Source organism: Anthropogastromicrobium sp. (assembly GCF_037349415.1).
GTDB classification, from domain to species: domain Bacteria; phylum Bacillota; class Clostridia; order Lachnospirales; family Lachnospiraceae; genus Anthropogastromicrobium; species Anthropogastromicrobium aceti.
In genome coordinates this window covers 24,940-42,283 of sequence record NZ_JAXWCK010000007.1, presented here as the reverse complement: position 1 = coordinate 42,283, position 17,344 = coordinate 24,940, and the positions used below count along the sequence as shown (strand labels likewise).

Annotated in this window: 11 protein-coding genes and 2 pseudogenes; 1 reads left to right on the top strand and 12 read right to left on the bottom strand. The window is 41.4% G+C overall.

Annotation, left to right across the window (positions count from 1 at the left end; all coding sequences use genetic code 11):
• The 3 genes and pseudogenes from WJP93_RS00530 to thrC form a co-directional block, all read right to left on the bottom strand.
• Window positions 1-429 (bottom strand): annotated as a pseudogene (locus tag WJP93_RS00530) (hypothetical protein); the annotation flags it as partial.
• Window positions 416-526: pseudogene (locus tag WJP93_RS00525) on the bottom strand (winged helix-turn-helix domain-containing protein); the annotation flags it as partial. The pseudogenes WJP93_RS00530 and WJP93_RS00525, both read right to left, overlap by 14 nt.
• A gap of 145 nt (window positions 527-671) precedes the next feature.
• A complete protein-coding gene (gene thrC / locus WJP93_RS00520; RefSeq protein WP_227099992.1) occupies window positions 672-2,159 on the bottom strand; it encodes a threonine synthase in 1,488 nt (495 codons plus the stop codon).
• A 240-nt stretch (window positions 2,160-2,399) separates the two neighbouring features.
• Here thrC and WJP93_RS00515 point away from each other — a divergent pair, with 240 nt between their 5' ends.
• Window positions 2,400-3,293 (top strand): M15 family metallopeptidase, encoded by an 894-nt coding sequence (locus tag WJP93_RS00515; RefSeq protein ID WP_337546246.1) that lies wholly within the window; start codon window positions 2,400-2,402, stop codon window positions 3,291-3,293.
• Window positions 3,294-3,343: 50 nt separating this feature from the next.
• Here the strand turns inward: WJP93_RS00515 and WJP93_RS00510 are convergent, their stop codons facing one another.
• The 9 genes from WJP93_RS00510 to WJP93_RS00470 form a co-directional block, all read right to left on the bottom strand.
• Entirely contained in the window at window positions 3,344-5,128 is a 1,785-nt protein-coding gene (locus WJP93_RS00510) for an aminopeptidase P family protein (RefSeq protein WP_337546245.1), read from the bottom strand.
• Between the two features lie 65 nt (window positions 5,129-5,193).
• Window positions 5,194-6,531: a replication-associated recombination protein A gene (locus WJP93_RS00505; RefSeq protein WP_337546244.1), complete on the bottom strand. Its 1,338-nt coding sequence runs from the start codon at window positions 6,529-6,531 to the stop codon at window positions 5,194-5,196.
• Between the two features lie 110 nt (window positions 6,532-6,641).
• On the bottom strand, window positions 6,642-7,277 hold the full coding sequence (locus tag WJP93_RS00500) for a polysaccharide deacetylase family protein (RefSeq protein ID WP_337546243.1): 636 nt from the start codon (window positions 7,275-7,277) through the stop codon (window positions 6,642-6,644).
• Between the two features lie 209 nt (window positions 7,278-7,486).
• The gene (locus WJP93_RS00495; RefSeq protein ID WP_337546242.1) at window positions 7,487-8,908 is read right to left on the bottom strand and encodes a trypsin-like peptidase domain-containing protein; all 1,422 of its coding nucleotides are present in this window, start codon (window positions 8,906-8,908) and stop codon (window positions 7,487-7,489) included.
• 182 nt (window positions 8,909-9,090) lie between these two features.
• The gene (locus WJP93_RS00490; protein ID WP_337546241.1) at window positions 9,091-10,392 is read right to left on the bottom strand and encodes an LCP family protein; all 1,302 of its coding nucleotides are present in this window, start codon (window positions 10,390-10,392) and stop codon (window positions 9,091-9,093) included.
• A gap of 50 nt (window positions 10,393-10,442) precedes the next feature.
• Window positions 10,443-11,858: an undecaprenyl-phosphate glucose phosphotransferase gene (locus WJP93_RS00485; protein WP_337546240.1), complete on the bottom strand. Its 1,416-nt coding sequence runs from the start codon at window positions 11,856-11,858 to the stop codon at window positions 10,443-10,445.
• A gap of 154 nt (window positions 11,859-12,012) precedes the next feature.
• Entirely contained in the window at window positions 12,013-12,990 is a 978-nt protein-coding gene (locus tag WJP93_RS00480) for a glycosyltransferase family 2 protein (RefSeq protein ID WP_227100005.1), read from the bottom strand.
• A 24-nt stretch (window positions 12,991-13,014) separates the two neighbouring features.
• A complete protein-coding gene (locus tag WJP93_RS00475) occupies window positions 13,015-15,174 on the bottom strand; it encodes a glycosyltransferase family 2 protein (protein ID WP_337546239.1) in 2,160 nt (719 codons plus the stop codon).
• Window positions 15,175-15,207: 33 nt separating this feature from the next.
• The gene (locus WJP93_RS00470; protein WP_337546238.1) at window positions 15,208-17,340 is read right to left on the bottom strand and encodes a glycosyltransferase family 2 protein; all 2,133 of its coding nucleotides are present in this window, start codon (window positions 17,338-17,340) and stop codon (window positions 15,208-15,210) included.
• Between the last annotated feature and the right edge of the window lie 4 nt (window positions 17,341-17,344).

Here is a 17,344-nt window from a genome sequence, read left to right as displayed (position 1 = left end):
CATTGTCCGATAATTGCAAAAAGTTTCTTGGCTTTCCCGCCCGACTTTTGTAAAACCGCCTCCATTTTCCTTTGCCCGTTTGTAAAAGCCCTGATAAAATTGCTTTGGAAGTGTATTCTCATACATGCGAAGCGAGCTGTAAAGAAGTGTACCATCCTCCCCAGAAATTTGTATATCAATATCATATTCTGCGGTAAGTTCATCAAGCTGCTGCTCCATCACACTTAGATTTCCCAGCTGATCATCCAAAATCTGCTCTACTTTGTCATTCGCATTGTTAAGTGTATTCTTTTTTGCTGCCTTATAGATATCATCCAGATAAACTGTCTGCAACAAAAACAGCAAAAGCAGGAGAATTGCCAAAAAGACAAGAAGTCCGGCAAATATCCCCCACTTAATGCTCAAATGCTTTCTTTTAAATATGATCATCGAAACGATACCCCACTCCCCTTAACGTTACGATACAGCTTCTATATTCCTCAAGACTGCTTCCAAGACGTTTAATATGTGTATCCAACGTTCGGTCATCTCCGTATCGTCTACCACAAGAAGCCTCGCCATATTAAACCTCCCTGAGTGATCTATATAATGAAATGATACCTAGGGTCTCAAGATCGCAAGCTTTTCATGCAAGCATGATCAGCTTGTGACTTTTCGACCCTAGTATCATATTACAGTCCAAGAAACTCAAGCACGGTCTGCTTCATCTCATCTCTGTCTACAACAGTATTGTGAAGAACGGCTGCGCTGCGAATCTCTTCTACTGCGGCTGGAATCTTTACACCAGAAATGCGGCAAAGCTCGTCAATCAAAGCAAAATCCTCGCCGTTTTCATACTTGCTGTCAATTGCGGACATAACGCTTCTGGCAAACTTATATGGGCTTGCGGTGGAGGCGATCAATGTCTTTGTTGTATCGCCTGTCTCAGCCTTATACTTTTCATATACGGCAGAGGCTACTGCAGTATGGGTATCCATCACATAGCCGTCACTCTCATATACGCTCTTGATCTGTGCTGCAGTCTCGTCCTCATTTGCATAGTTTCCATAGAAATCGCCAAGTCTCTCTGCCATTTCCTCTGTGATGGTATATTTTCCGTTCTTAGACAATGATGCCATAAGCTCTGCATTTACAGCTGAGTCATCACCTGCAATACGATAAATCAATCTCTCTAAGTTGCTTGAAATTAAAATATCCATAGATGGAGATGTTGTTAAAATAAACTCTCTGTTTCTATCATAGCTTCCGCTTCTAAAGAAGTCAAATAAGACCTTGTTATCGTTTGATGCGCAGATCAATTTTCCAATCGGCACACCCATGTTCTTTGCATAGTAGGCAGCTAAGATATTTCCAAAGTTTCCAGTCGGAACAACTACATTTAACAGCTCGCCATCCTTTAACTCACCGTCACGAAGAAGGTTTGCATAAGCGTATGCATAATAAGCAACCTGCGGAACAAGACGGCCAATATTGATGGAGTTTGCAGATGAGAACTGGAAGCCGCCTTCTGCAAGCTCTTTTTCGAGTTCCTTATCACCAAACAGTGCCTTTACACGGCTCTGTGCATCATCGAAGTTTCCGTGAATGCCAACTACCTTTACATTCTTTCCCTTCTGTGTTACCATCTGCTTTTCCTGAACAGCGCTGACACCGCCCTTTGGATAGAATACAACAATTCTGGTGCCTGGTACATCTGCAAAGCCTGCCATAGCAGCCTTTCCGGTATCACCGGAAGTTGCAGTCAAAATAACAATTTCTTTATCACAATTGTTCTTCTTTGCTGCCGTTACCATTAAATGAGGAAGGATTGAAAGCGCCATATCCTTAAATGCAATTGTCGGACCGTGGAACAGCTCAAGATAATATGCGCCTGCCTTCTTTACAGTCGGTGCAATTGCCGGTGTATCAAAACGATCATTATAGGCATTCTTAATACAAGTCTTTAATTCCTCTTCTGTATAATCTGTCAAAAACTGCTTCATAACTTCGTAAGCCACTTCCTTATAATCCATGGCTGAAAGTTCTTCCATTGTCTTATCGAGCTTTGGAAGTGCGTCCGGAACGAACAATCCACCGTCCTTTGCCAATCCCTGCAGAATTGCCTGTGATGCTGTATATGCCTGCTTGTCTCCTCTGGTGCTATAGTATAATACTCCCATCCTTCTCCTCACATTCTGCTGCAGAAGCAGCCTTTTTTGCTATGTTAGACGGCTAACCGCCGTTGCTCACAAGTATATCAGACTTTCTTTACCGCGTCAACACTCTACTATACAACAAAAATGAGACTTTCAAAACTCTTTTTTAAGATTTCTATAAGGTTTTGGCTCTCCCCTTTTTTTCCCTGTTTCTGTCTGCTATACTGGTCGCATCTTACACTTTTCAGAAAGGAACAATATCATATGACTACTGCAACTATATCGAAAAAAAAGACGCGCCGTCCCAGACGCATCCTTTTCATCCTGCTGCCGATTCTCCTTATTCTGGTTCTCGGCTTCAGTATTTTATTCTTTTTAAGTCACCAAAATCTTCTCTTCCAGTTTAGGAATAATCTCGCTGCCACGTTTCATCAACGCAGCCTCCCACAGACCGTTTCCGTCTCCTCATACACCGTCCAGCTTGATGATCTTCTTTCTGATCCGAACTGCACAAAGAATCAGGCGCTGATGCTTATCAATGACGAGTATCCGCTTTCCGATTCTTTTCAGCCGGAAATCTCTTACTATAAAGATACGGATGTACAGATGAATTCATGCATTCAGGACGCTTACGCAGCCATGTCTGCCGCCGTGCGAAAGCTATTTGACGTACCGCTTTATGTGCGGGAAGCATACCGTACCGCCAAAGAACAAGAAGAGAAAACAGAGGAAAACAGCGCGGTTGCCGCTGAAGTCGGCGCAAGCGAACATCAGGCAGGTCTTGCGCTCGATCTTTATGTCCCACAGTTCGGCGGATGGGCTTTTACAAAATCGGCAGCCGGACGTTTTGTTGATACCAACTGCCGGGATTATGGTTTTATCGTCCGCTATCCGTCCTACGGAGAAAAGCAAACTGGCATCCCTTACGAACCGTGGCATCTGCGCTATGTCGGCCTTCCCCATTCCCAGATCATCATGGACGAATATCTGACTCTCGAAGAGTATATTGACTTGTTGGAACCAGGTTCCTTTTATCAGTATGGTTCTTATCTAATTTCCCACCAGAATGGCAGGGTCATCGACGCGCCATCCGGCTGGAAACATGTAACCGTATCCGAAGATAATCTCGGCGGCTACTTATTTACGTGGGAGCTTTAACATCACAGCAAAATTTATGTAAACTTTATAGATTAGAAAGCAAGCAGTCCTTATATTTCTCTCGTGTACTCCTTCAGCCACTCATTCTCCTCTGGTGTCATGTATGGAGAAATCTTCTCATAAACCATCTTATGATAGTCGTTGAGCTGCTTTACATCCTCTGCATTTAAATACTGCTTGTCAATACCGTCAAGGTCAATCGGAACATATGTAATGTTCTCAAAGCCCATAAACTGACCGTACTGGTTCTTCTCACCCTTAACGCAGATAAGCTCATTCTCAGTGCGGATTCCGTACTGATCCTGTAAATAGATACCTGGCTCATCTGTTGTTATCATGCCTGCTTCAAATGGATTGTCAAAGCCTGGACGATACTGCCAGCGGAAGCTGTTTGGTCCCTCATGAACGTTTAACAGATATCCTACGCCATGACCTGTTCCACACTGATAGTCAAGATTCTCCTTCCAGATTGGCTCACGGCAGATTACGTCAAGACTGATGCCGTTGCAGCCGTAAAGAAATTTCACATTTGCCAGATTCAGGTTACTCTTAACTACCATGGTGAAGTGCTTTTTCTGGATATCAGAAATTGGTCCTAACACGAATGTTCTTGTAATATCTGTTGTTCCAGTGTCGTAATGACCGCCTGAATCAACTAAAAGCATACCCTGTGGCTCTAGCTTTGCTGCCGTATCCGGCTCTGCCTTATAATGCATCATTGCTGCATTTGCATTATAACCTGCAATTGTATCAAAGCTGATATCACGATATCCTTCCATCTGCTCACGAAGACTTTGCAGATAGTCTGATACACTAACCTCATCCATCGGAATCTTTCCGACATTCTTCTTTAACCAATACATAAACTTAGTTACGGCAATACCGTCAAGAAGATGAGCCTTTCTTGTATTTTCAAGCTCAATCTCGTTCTTGATAGCTTTCATCAGCTGAGATGGATTTGCCTTGCTTACAATATGAACAGTCTCAGACAGTGCATTTGTGATGCGATAATTTACCTTTCTCTTATCAAGAAGAACACTGCTGTGCTCAGGAATAGTCGCTGCATATGCATAGACGTCCTCATATGGGCGAATGGTAATGCCGCACTCTGCTGCCATCTCTTTAACTGCATCGCTTAATGCATTCTCCTCAACAAACCACATTGCATTTTCTTTTCCGATTACAAGGAAAGAAAGCACAACAGGAACGTGTGGAATATCATTTCCTCTGACATTTAAGATCCATGCAATATCATCAAGTGTACTGATGATGTGATACTGTGCCTCTTCCTTTTCCATCTGCTCACGGACACGTGCAAGCTTAGAAGCAGTTGCTTCGCCATTAAATTCGTCCTTTAAGACATCGGCTGGCTGATGAACAAGTGCCGGACGATCTGTCCACACCTCATCTAAAAGATCCTTATCAGTCTTAAGACTTCCATGCTTCTTTGCTGCGATCTTTGCAAACTCCTTTGCATCATTTGTATTGACTACTCTTGCGTCAAAACCGATGCACTGTCCTTCCTGCAGCTTTTCATCTAAATACTGCATAACAGTCGGAACGCCTTCCTGTCCCATCTTCATAAGGCCAAAGCCTGATCCTTCGATCTGAGCTGCTGCCTGAATAAAGTAGCGTCCGTCTGTCCAAAGCCATGCTTCTTCCTGTCCAATAACTGCTACACCTGCAGATCCAGTAAAACCAGTTATAAACTTTCTTGCCTTGAAGTACTCTACCACATATTCAGACTCATGAAAATCTGCTGTTGGAATGTAGTAATAATCAATTCCCTCTCTCTTCATGATTGCCCGCAACGCGGTAATTCGTTTGCTGTCCATTTTTTCTCCTTTTTCCTTTGCGTCTGTCCGTTCTCATTATTACAATCAGTCAATTTAGCCGATTCTTACTTATTATTTTTGTCTTCAGCCTCTGCATGAAGCTTAGTTAGATGCTGCACAATCGTTCTTTCATATCCATTCTCAGATGGGCGATAAAAATGCTCATTTTCAATGGTATCAGGCAGATACTGCTGTTTCACATAATGGTTTTTATAATCGTGCGCATACTTATATCCATCTCCATGACCAAGCTTTCCTGCACTCTTATAGTGTGTATCCTGCAAATGTGACGGCACTGGCGGTGTCTTATGATTCTGTACATAATTCATCGCCTCTGAAATTGCCATATACGCAGCATTGCTCTTTGGTGCACATGCCACATAAGTAGCAGCATGTGACAATATAATCTGCGCTTCTGGCATACCAATACGCTCAATGGCCTGAGAAGCCGCAACTGCTACGACAAGTGCCTGAGGATCAGCATTTCCCACATCCTCCGATGCACAAATCATGATACGACGTGCTATAAAGCGGATATCTTCACCTGCATACAGCATACGCGCCAGATAATAAACTGCGGCATCAGGATCAGAGCCACGCATACTTTTAATAAATGCACTGATCGTATCATAATGATTATCGCCGCTCTTATCGTAACGCACAGCACGCTTTTGAATACATTCCTGCGCCGTATCAAGTGTGATATGAATCATTCCATCGTCAGAGCGGTCCGTCGTCAGCACTGCAAGCTCAATGCCATTTAATGCGGCGCGTGCATCACCGTTTGCAGCATCACTTAAAAATTCAGCGGCATCATCATCAAGCATAGCATGATAGCTTCCCATACCACGAACAGGATCGCTCACGGCACGCTTAATCAGCTCTTTGATATCTTCCTTTTCCAAATTGTGCAGCTCAAAAATAATGGATCTGGAAATCAGAGCTGGATTTACTTCAAAATATGGGTTTTCTGTCGTTGCGCCAATCAAAATGATTGTTCCATCCTCTACAAATGGAAGCAGATAATCCTGCTGTCCTTTATTAAAACGATGAATCTCATCAATAAAAAGAATAGTCCTGCGTCCGTACATTCCCTGAAGGTCTTTTGCACGCTTTACTACGTCCTCCATATCTTTTTTTCCGGCTACAGTTGCATTAAGCTGTGTAAACTCAGAGCTTGTCGTATTGGCGATCACCATCGCAAGCGTTGTCTTTCCTGTTCCTGGCGGACCATAAAAAATAACGGAGCTAAGCTTATCTGCCTTAATTGCGCGGTACAGCATCGTATTCTTCCCGATGATATGCTTTTGACCAACAACTTCATCAAGTGTTTTTGGACGCATACGCGACGCAAGCGGTGATTCCTTTTGCTGAGTTTCTCTCATATAATCAAATAAATCCATACTCATTGTCCTGTCCATCTCTTACTATTCACGGTGGAGACTGGCAAATCACTTTGCAAGTTTCTTTGTGAACTGTATCCAATCTTAGCACGTTTAGCAGCAAAAAACAACTATGCAAACAGCAATTCCTCAACAGTAACAAATTCATATCCCTGACGCTGCAATTCATCAATCACAATAAAGGCAGCCTGCACACTTGTCTTATAAATATCATGCAATAAAATAATATCCCCCGGCTTAACCTGACGCAAAATATCTGCTGCGATCTGTTTCGTATCTGTGCGCTTCCAGTCAAGCGGATCAACATCCCAGTAAACTGCAATCATATTTTGCGGACAATCTTTTTTATGATCCCATTCTCCATACGGTGGTCTTAAGTAAATAACTTCCTGCCCTGTAATCTCCTTAATTACATCATTTGCTGCCTTTACCTGTGAACATGCCTGACTGCTGCTTAACATATTCAGCTGAACATGACTATATGTATGATTTCCAATTAAGTGACCTTCCTCACTCATACGGCAAATCAACTCTGGATTTTGCTCTGCCTTCTCACCAATCACAAAAAAGGTGGCACGCACTTTTCTTGCCTTAAGCCCATCAAGCAGTAACGCTGTTGTCTTAGCATCCGGACCATCATCAAATGTAATAGCAACCTTTTTTTCGTCCCTCTGCCAGACGATTTGCTCAGACTCTCCTTCTGCCAATACATAAAAGCAACAGGAAATAAGTACTGCTACGGACAAGAGCATTACTATACTCCGAATTTTATTTACTTGTGTTTTGTATATTTTTGACTGTTTGGACATACCAGACTCTTTCTTTATGTCTTACCTATTTTTATGTCACATTCAAGTTTCTAATGCATTGCACTCGAACCATTTGCCTAGATATCGGGACACATACAAAAAGGCACACCAGCCTTCTAAGCTGATGTGCCAATGTAAAATCAAATTTACTGTGCCTTCTGCATCTGAACCTGAGGTTCTTGAGTCTCTGCTTCGGAAGAACCCTCCTCTGTATCTGCCTCAGTCGTATCAGTAATAGTTGAACGATCTGCCAGTGTTACAGTAATCTGAGTCTCTGTATACTGGTTGCCGTTTGGTCTTTGGACTGTGATTGTAACACTCTCACCTGCTGCGTAGTAAGAAAGTGCAGATCTAAGTGTTTCAAAACTAGATACCTTCTGTCCATCAACTGCGGTAATGATATCATTCAGCTGCAGTCCCGCATCAGATGCCGGGCTTCCCTCTGTGATCTTCGTTACCATTGCGCCTTCTGGCATACCAAATCTCTGTACATACTCAGCCGGTACGTCAACGCCCTGAATGCCAAGATATCCTCTCTGATCCTCGTCTACCTGAACCTTTGTCTTCTGGTTCATCATGTTGTTGATCAGATCCTCTACGGAAGAAATCGGAATTGCATATCCCATGCCCTCTACGCCTTCACCTGAGCTCTTTGCAGAGTTAATTCCAATCAGATGACCGTTTGCATCAAACAGTCCGCCGCCGCTGTTACCAGCATTGATAGCCGCATCAATCTGCATCATACTTCTTGTTACATTATCATCAGATGTAGTTACGTCCTTGTTAAGTGCACTTACATGACCAAATGTGGTAGTCTGACCAAGACCAAGTGCATTTCCGATTGCCATGACACCCTGACCAACCTTAACATCATCAGAATTGTCAATAGTAGCAACAGAAATTGCATTTAAGGTATCCTCTGGAATGTCAGACAGCTTTACTGCCAAAACTGCGATATCTGCATCAGAATCGGCACCCTTTAAGTTTGCCTCTACCTCAGTTCCATCAACAAATGTGACTTTTCTTTCCTTGGTGGAAGCTGTATAGCTGTAATACATTGTGTTGCCTGATTTGTCATATACAGCAACATGGTTATTTGTGACGATCAGAAGCTCATCCTCTGTCTTTCCGATAATTACACCTGAACCATATGCCTCAGACTCCTGTGTTGATGTCTGGTTCTGATTCTGACCATTTCCATAGAAGAAATTAAAGAGATCAGAACCACCGTTTGATGTACTGGTAACTTCAATTACATTTGTTACAGAAACAACCTGCGGCAGGCACTGTGCGGCCAGATCTGAATAATCAGTAAGGGAAGATGCCACAATATCAGGTGTTGTCTCATCCTTTGAAAGATTCATTGTGGATGCTGCCTGAACGGTATTTTCTGTGTTCTGTGTCAGAAGTGATCCGCCCCAGAAGCTTCCGCCAATAACTGCAACACCTGCAAGAACTGCTGCTGCCTTGTGCAGATTTCTTCTTGACTTATTTTGTCTTCTCTGCTTTCTATTTCCTTTATTTTCATTATTGTTGTCATAATTAAAATTGGTTTCTGGATACATCATAGTAGAACCTCCTATATAATAAGCCTTGCATTTAGCTTGGCTTTGTTTCTTTGTTATGTCTATATACTATCAGTGATCTGTGTTTAAATTGTGTACTTTTCTTTAAGCATTCGTGAAAAAAAGCCCCATATACCACATATTTGTGATATACAAGGCTTTTTAACTTTATATCGTTTCTGTATTTACTGTCCGACTCCAAATGCTTTCTGAATGGTATAGCTAATGTCTTTTACTGTCTGGGATGGTTCATATCCATCATCGCCAAACAAATATGTGTGAAGCTTCTTTACATCTCCTGCCAGATCAGTGCAGACTAATGAATCCTTTACGCCAAAGACACCAAGCGTTCCAAGTGTCAGATCATACGTATACGGGAATCCTTCTGTATCAGTAATACTATAGCTGTTTACATCTGCTGCCAGAGCAAACAATTCATCATTCGACAGCGTTGTATTGATATTTGGACACGCATAGCGCACTGCTGTAAGAAGTGCTGACGGTGACGCTACCTTTGCCTGCTGAAGCATCTTATCGATTACTTCGCGCTGACGGCTTGTTCTTCCCATATCCATACCTGTCGTATAACGGTTACGACAATATGCAACTGCATATACACCATTACAAAGCTGATAACCTGCCTGTTCCAGCTGAGGCTGCCAGATACCTGTTGCCTCCTCGATCTCCGTGATGTAACCTGTAATATATCCCTTTTCAACTTCTTCCGGAGTGATATCAAGATAAATGCCGCCGATCGCATCAATAACACGAATAAGTGCTGCCCAGTTAACTACAACAACATCCTGAATCTGAAGATCAAGATTCATATTGATCATACTGATCATATCAGTGTCGCTTCCCTTTGCAAACTCAGAATTTGCAAGGTCAAATTCATCTCTTGAATACATCTTAAGAAGTGTATCACGATAAATAGACACCAGCTTAACTTCCTTTGTTTTTACATTGATGCTGCAGATCATCATAACGTCAGACTGAACACCATTTCCACCGCCAAGATTAGCCTGATCTCTTGCATCAACACCAACTAATAAAATATTCCAGTAACCATTTACTGTTTCCTGATGACTTAAAATATCATCGACTGTCGTAGCCTGTGTAACCTCACTTACATTGATCACACTTCCAGGCTTTGCAGATGAAGACTCTGGCACACTTTCCTGCTCACCAGATTTTTCAGACTCTTTTTCCTGTTCCTTGCTTTGCGGCTCCGTCGTGGCTGTCTGCGCCTCCTCCTGCTGATCATTATCTCCATTATTTGCAAACGTTGCTACGTAAATTTCTTTCTGATTAATTGTTGAACGCTGCATCGTGTTGAGAATACTAACTGCATAACAGCAAATAGAAAGTGCACAGACAAGAAGGAACTCTGTAATTACTAAAAGAGTTCGTCTGACTCTTCTTGCCTTAGCAGCCTTTTTTCTCTGCTGCTCTCTTTTGTTTTTCATTGAGGAACGTTTTTCAGCCATTTTCTTATTATGCCTTTCTGTAGCCTGCCATCTATACAGGTACTATTTTTTTAATATGCATTCTTATTGACAAAGCCTTTAAATACAGTCAAGAATAAAATCCGGATATCAAAGCTGACACTCCAGTTTTCAATGTAGAAAAGATCAAGTTCAATGCGCTTACGAATGGATGTATCTCCTCGAAGACCATTCACCTGTGCCCATCCAGTCATACCTGGACGAACCTGATGCTTAATCATGTAACGTGGAATCTCTTCCTTAAACTTATCGACAAAAAACGGTCGTTCCGGACGCGGACCAATCAGGCTCATATCGCCCTTTAAAACATTAAAGAGCTGTGGAAGCTCATCAATACTTGTTTTCCTTATAAAGCGGCCAACCGGAGTCACTCTCACATCGTTCTTTGTCGTCCATTTGCTTACCTCCTCGGAAGCCTTCTGAACAGTCATTGAACGAAACTTATACATTTTGAATGGACGATTGTGAAGCCCGACACGCTCCTGCTTAAAAATGAGCGGTCCCGGTGAGCTTAACTTTACTGCAATAGCAGCTGCCAGCATAATTGGTGAAAACAAGACTATGCAAAGCAGCGATCCTACAATATCCATCGCACGCTTTATAAATGCATTTCCTGCCTCCATAAGCGGTACATGGCGTATATGGATAAGCGGAAGGCCAAGAAAATCAACCGTATATGGCTTCGTGGAGATGATATCGTTATAATCTGGAACAAACTCGGTGTGAACACCTGATTTCTCACAAACATGAACTATCTCCTCGAGACGGTCGTATTCCTTTAGCTTCAATGTAATGATGATGCTCTCTGCAATATTTTTTGAAAGATATTCCTCCAAAGACTCTATTGGACCAAGAACTGAAATGCCCCTCACTGACTCATTTGTGTGTAAATGATCATCTAAGATACCTAGAATATCATATCCCCACTGCTTATGCGTCATAACACGTTCAATATAAGCCTCTGCTGCCTGACTGTAACCGACAATCAATACTGGTTTTCGGTTGAAGCGGCTGTTTCCAAGCTTCATCAGGATGAATCGGAATATATTTCTCCAGACAACCATAAATATTGTATTTAAAATGGTCATCCATAAAATCATCATTCGCGAAAAGCCAACAATCCAGTTGTAGCCATCTGTGTTTGAGATTACAAAGAATACGGCAAATAAAATCAATGCACCAATAATATTTACTTTGCCGATTAAAACTGCCTCTTTTCTTCTTCCTGTCATGCGAAACGAACCATATATATGGAAGAACGCATACAGCATCAGATAGCTTATAACAATAATCATAAGCGGCGGCCAGTAATTACGGCTGTCAAATGGCGCCAGATTATTTTGAAGTGCAAACTGGATCAGATAACTGATCACGTAAGATACGGTCAGCACAATTGCATCAATCACAACACTTACTGCCGTATAGGTTTGTTGTTTTCCTGTATTCATAAAAACCCTTTCAGGAACTGCTTTTTAAGCAGCATGTAAGCCTTTGATAAAGAAAAACTGTCAAAAGCCGTACCTATCATACTTGAAAATTGCCAAAAGTACAACCCCAAATTTCCTGTATTTTGAAATTGTAAGAAAAACGTAACTATTCTGCTTATAGCTTTCGCTTTGCCAGCTCTATAATATACGTAATTGTATTTTCCCACAGTTCCTTTTGTATCTGCCAATAATTTCGTATATCTCTTCCTCTAAAAAATACCTTTTTACATTTTTTTCTAGTTGAGATTCCTTCCTTTAATCCATCGACATAATCCTTTCCAAAGCCGATCTTCATAAAGAAACACCATTTTACAAAATATCCTGCTGCCAATGCCGGTGCATTTAAAATAAGCTGTGGCAGCGGCATATTCTTATAGTTGACATACACTGAATTTCGTGCAGAAAGCTTTACCTTGAAACTATTATATTTAGAACCGCTTGTTCCACTGCCCACATGGTATACCTTTGCTGTCGGACAATATACATTTCGATATCCCTGAATCTTCGCCCTATAGCCAAGATCTAGATCCTCTAAATACGCAAAATGCAGTTCATCAAATAATCCTACCTTTGCAAACAGTTCTCTTCGGTACATAGCAGCACCTGCACAAGCTGAAAAAACTTCAGCCGGCTCACGATAGTCACCAACTGGCTGACCCACACCTCGCTGAAATGCCCAGCCAAGACAAGTGTAAAGATCACCAGCATCATCCATCTTTTCATGGTCATGAAACTGAATCATCTTGCAGCTTACAGAAAAAATATCATCAGCTGATTCCATTGTCTTTATCAGTTCCTCTACCATCTTCGGGAAGGAACGTGTATCGTTATTTAACAACAGTACATATGGTGTCGTGCACATGCCAATTCCCACATTGACACCTCCGGAAAAGCCAAGATTGTGTCTCATTACTGCAATCTTTACCCACGGATAATGTTCTCTTATATAAGAAACACTGTCATCCTGCGATGCATTGTCAATCACAAGCGTCTCAAAATCCTTGCTTGTCTGACGCTCCAATGAAGAAAGGCAATCATCTAAAAAACGCTTTCCATTATAGTTCGGAATGACAATCGTTACTTTCTTTTCCATTCTGCTACCCATGCCTTTCCACAATTATTTTTTTGATACTGAATATTCTCCTCGCGCAATCAGCTGCTGCTTACGCGCTTCTTTTATAGTATGGTTAATTTTGTAATACTCCAGATAAGACAAATTCGGGTTATAATATGGATCAACAAAAGTTGACAAAATATCCCACTTTGAATTTAAAAGCATCATCTCGTTTCCAAAACGAATGAAACGCTCTGTCGTATCTTCCATACCTCTTGATTTTGACTCATAGTGGAAAAGTTTTACATCGGCATCATATACAATAAGATAACCAGCTTTTCTTACCTTCAGACAAAAATCAACATCATTAAACGCAACCTGGAACTCATCTTCAAGTCCGCCTACTTCCTCATATACTGATCTTTTTACAAGAAGACATGCTGCTGTAACTGCTGACACATCCTGTGAAGAAATAGCTCTTCCCATGTAACCTGGATCATCCTCATGAATACCCTTAAAGACATGATCTGCCAGTCCGCCAGCGCCTACCAAAACACCGGCATGCTGAACGGTATGATCATTGTATAACAGTTTTGCACCAACAATACCAACCTCAGGACGCATGCAAAAGCCTAACATACTCTGGAAAATATCAGGTGTTATAAGCTCAACATCATTATTCAGCAGCATGATATAATCACCCTTTGCAAACTTAAAGCCAAAGTTGTTGATTGCAGAGTAATTAAAGCCAGCTTCCCAATACACAACCTTTACGTTGTCATGCTCCTTTTCAATCTTTTCATAGTAAGCAAAAGTCTCCGGCAATACACTATTATTTTCAATGATAATAAACTCATAATTTTGATAGTCAGCACGCTCAAAAAATGAATTTAGGCATACATCTAAATCGTCTGTGTGGTCCTTATTAGGAATCAGGATAGATACAAGCGGTTCTTCTTTTAATGTAAACTTTGTCTGATACCAGCCATCAACAGCACCTTCCTGTGCACGTGCGTTCCATCCAATACGCTTATAATGCGCATTTAATGCTGCCTTTCCTGCATGAATTGCATACATCTTGTTTCCCTGATTTGCTGCGGTTGACTGATTTGAGCAGCGCCAATGATACAAAATGCGCGGACAGTGATAGATTTTTTTGGTGTTCTCCGTCAGACGAAGCACAAAATCATAATCCTGTGCGCCATCAAATTTCTCGTTCAGTCCTCCTACAGTGTCTACAAGTGATTTTCTCACTGCAAGAAAATGGCACATATAATTATTTGCATGGAGCAAATCGATATTAAAATCAGACTTGAAATGCGGATAAAAATAATGAGCTGCATACTCATCTGTCTTATCCTCATCACTGTAGAATACATCAATCGTCTTGTCTTTATTTAGTGCATCCGCATAGCAAAATAGTGCATCTGGCTCCAAAAAGTCATCATGATCCAAAAAAGCAATAAACTCACCTGTTGATGCGGCAATACCAGCATTTGTGTTTTGTGCAATTCCAAGATTTTTTTCAAGACGAATCACCCTGATACGCTTATCTCTCATTGCCCAGTTTTCTAATAGTGATGTCAGATGTACATCCTCTGGAGATGCATTTACAAGACACAGCTCCCAGTTTGCATAGCTTTGGTACATCATAGAACGCACCAAATCCTTTAAAAATTTTGCCGGAGTATGATAAAGCGGAACAACAACAGAGAACTTCGGTGCATACGAAAACTTTGTTTTCCTCTGCTCAAAAAGCTCCTGTCTGCTTACACGCATAATACGAAGCCATGTATCGTAATCCGCATACTCATTTCCTGTCAGCTTCTTTTTCAGCCAAATCAGACTTTTCTTTGTACTTACGTACTGTGCCTTGCTTTCCTTTAAAAACTTTCTTGCTGCAATCAATGCTGGGTTTAATGGAAGGCTCTGCTCAGAAATAACATTTCCCTGTGCATTCTTTTCCTTAAAATAAACTGTTACCAGATGCTGACCATGAAATGGAATCTCAAGAAAGATTCCAACATGGCCTGCCTTTGGATCGCCATATTTAGCAAGACCTACATCTGGTCTTGCTGCCCATGTAACGATTGCATCAACTGGTGTCTTTTTCTCATCGGTAACTGTAATTTCAATTTCATTCTCCGCAACAGATGACACAGCCCAACCAGTTGCAAATATTTTTCCGTTTTTTACAAATATCGAATCAAAACAATATTCCATTGCTTTTCCTTTCGCGTTTGATACCATCCTGCCTTATGGCAGCTTGTAATAACCGTTTTTCAGTGAAAGATTTCTATTGTAATAAGGATCAGTGCCCATTACATGCTTCCACTTATTTTTCATATATTCTGCTTCTCTTGCCAGTCTTGCCTGCTTCTGCGGTGAATCCTCATAGCCTCTTGAACGTGACTCATAATGATACAGATGTGCAAATGCATCATACACAACAAGATATCCTGCCTCGCGAAGCTTCAGACACAGATCAACATCATTGTAGGATACTGCAAGATGCTCGTCCATACCACCAACTTCTTCATACACCTTCTTACGAATAAGAAGACATGCTCCGGTTACTGCAGAAAGATCCTGTGAAAATGAAGCTCGTCCCATATAGCCTGGATCATGCTCTGGGTATTCCAAAAACTGATGGAATGCCACTCCCTCAACACCAACTATAACACCAGCATGCTGGACTGTATCATCCTCATATAACAGCTTTGCACCTACAGCACCTACATCTGATCTTCTTGCATAGCCAACCATGCTTACAAGAAAATCTGGATCAATTACCTGTGTATCGTTATTTAATAAAAGAAGATATTCTCCATTAGCTTTTTTAGCTGCAAAATTTTGAATTGCTGCATAATTAAAGCCATGCTTCTCAGAATGACGTGCATCATCCATCTTCCAGGTCTCTACACGTATGCGCTCATCCTGTTTCTTTAACTTTTCATAATAGTCAAAAGTTACCTGATCCTCACTATTATTTTCGATAATAAGAATCTCAAAATTTGTATATTCTTTTGTAGCAAGAAGTGATCTCACACAGCGATCAAGATCCTCTGTATGGTCTTTATTAGGAATCACAATTGTCACAAGAGGACGCTCTGTATACAGATACGTTGTCTTATAATACCCTGGTAAAAATGTATTGTCAACCTTCGCCTCAATTCCATGACGATCATAATATTCCTGCAGTGCACGCTTTCCAGCCTCAAATGCATATGATTTGCTGTCTGTATTAGCAGAAGTGGAACCCTTATGGCAACGCCAGCTATAGAGAATCTTTGGAACATGAACAACACTCTTACTCTCATCAATACAGCGAAGCACCAGATCAAAATCCTGCGCACCATCAAAATTCGGGCGGAAACCGCCGACTTTTTTTATAATAGATGTCTTCACTGCAAAAAAGTGACAGATATAATTGTTTGTGTGAAGAAGATCTGGATTATAATCTGACTTAAAATGAGGAAAATAATGAAGCTTTCCTTCCTGATCTACCTTATCCTCATCACTGTATATACAATCAGCATCACCATTTTCGTTTATTGCTTTTACAAATTCAAATAAAGCATTCGGTGACAGAAAATCATCATGATCAAGAAGTGCTGTATAGCTACCTGTCGCAAGCGCCAGTGCCTCATTCGTATTTCCTGCAATTCCCAAATTTTTTTCCAATTTACGGTACTTGATTCGTGGCTCTTTGCTCATATATTTACGCACCTGCGCATCAAGTTCTTCATCCTCTGGGCTTCCATTTGCAAGGCACAGCTCCCAATTTTCGTAAGTCTGCTTTTGTACACTTTGAATCATATCGTCTAAAAAAACTAAAGGTGTGTGATACAGCGGAACAATAATTGAAAACTTCGGATGAAGTGCAAAATGAGTAGTCTTTTCTTTCAGGCGCTTAGCAAACCCTGGATACTGCTTCTCGTACCAGATTGCGTATTTTTTTTCCTCTGGTTCAAGATCCATATATTTTTCCTCAAGACAGAAATCTTTAATGCTTTTGGCACGCTGCAGTCGACGAATACGACCCTTAATGCCATGCTGATAGCGATAAGCAGCCAAAAGACCTGGACAGTCAATAAGCTGCTCTAATACATCCTCTGGATGTTCCTTACTTGTAAATACCGCGTAGCAATTTGTCATTTCCCCCGGCTCAAATGAAAATGTAAGACCATATTTGTCAAAGGACGCATCCTGATAAATGACCTGTCCTACATCGGCACGTTTTACGCGGCTTACCTGAGCATCAAGGATGCTTCCATCCTCCTTGCGAATGGTAAGACACACCTCGTCTCCTGCCATTTCTGGTGCCGCCCATCCAGCACAAGTCACTTTTCCATTCAGATATACCACTGAATCTAACGAACTTCTCATACCA

What these genes read in the sequence shown, in the direction of transcription:
- thrC (WP_227099992.1), bottom strand. Translation starts at nt 2,159, where the DNA reads ATGGGAGTATTATACTATAGCACCAGAGGAGACAAGCAGGCATATACA.
- WJP93_RS00515 (WP_337546246.1), top strand. Translation starts at nt 2,400, where the DNA reads ATGACTACTGCAACTATATCGAAAAAAAAGACGCGCCGTCCCAGACGC.
- WJP93_RS00510 (WP_337546245.1), bottom strand. Translation starts at nt 5,128, where the DNA reads ATGGACAGCAAACGAATTACCGCGTTGCGGGCAATCATGAAGAGAGAG.
- WJP93_RS00505 (WP_337546244.1), bottom strand. Translation starts at nt 6,531, where the DNA reads ATGGATTTATTTGATTATATGAGAGAAACTCAGCAAAAGGAATCACCG.
- WJP93_RS00495 (WP_337546242.1), bottom strand. Translation starts at nt 8,908, where the DNA reads ATGATGTATCCAGAAACCAATTTTAATTATGACAACAATAATGAAAAT.
- WJP93_RS00490 (WP_337546241.1), bottom strand. Translation starts at nt 10,392, where the DNA reads ATGGCTGAAAAACGTTCCTCAATGAAAAACAAAAGAGAGCAGCAGAGA.
- WJP93_RS00485 (WP_337546240.1), bottom strand. Translation starts at nt 11,858, where the DNA reads ATGAATACAGGAAAACAACAAACCTATACGGCAGTAAGTGTTGTGATT.
- WJP93_RS00480 (WP_227100005.1), bottom strand. Translation starts at nt 12,990, where the DNA reads ATGGAAAAGAAAGTAACGATTGTCATTCCGAACTATAATGGAAAGCGT.
- WJP93_RS00475 (WP_337546239.1), bottom strand. Translation starts at nt 15,174, where the DNA reads ATGGAATATTGTTTTGATTCGATATTTGTAAAAAACGGAAAAATATTT.
- WJP93_RS00470 (WP_337546238.1), bottom strand. Translation starts at nt 17,340, where the DNA reads ATGAGAAGTTCGTTAGATTCAGTGGTATATCTGAATGGAAAAGTGACT.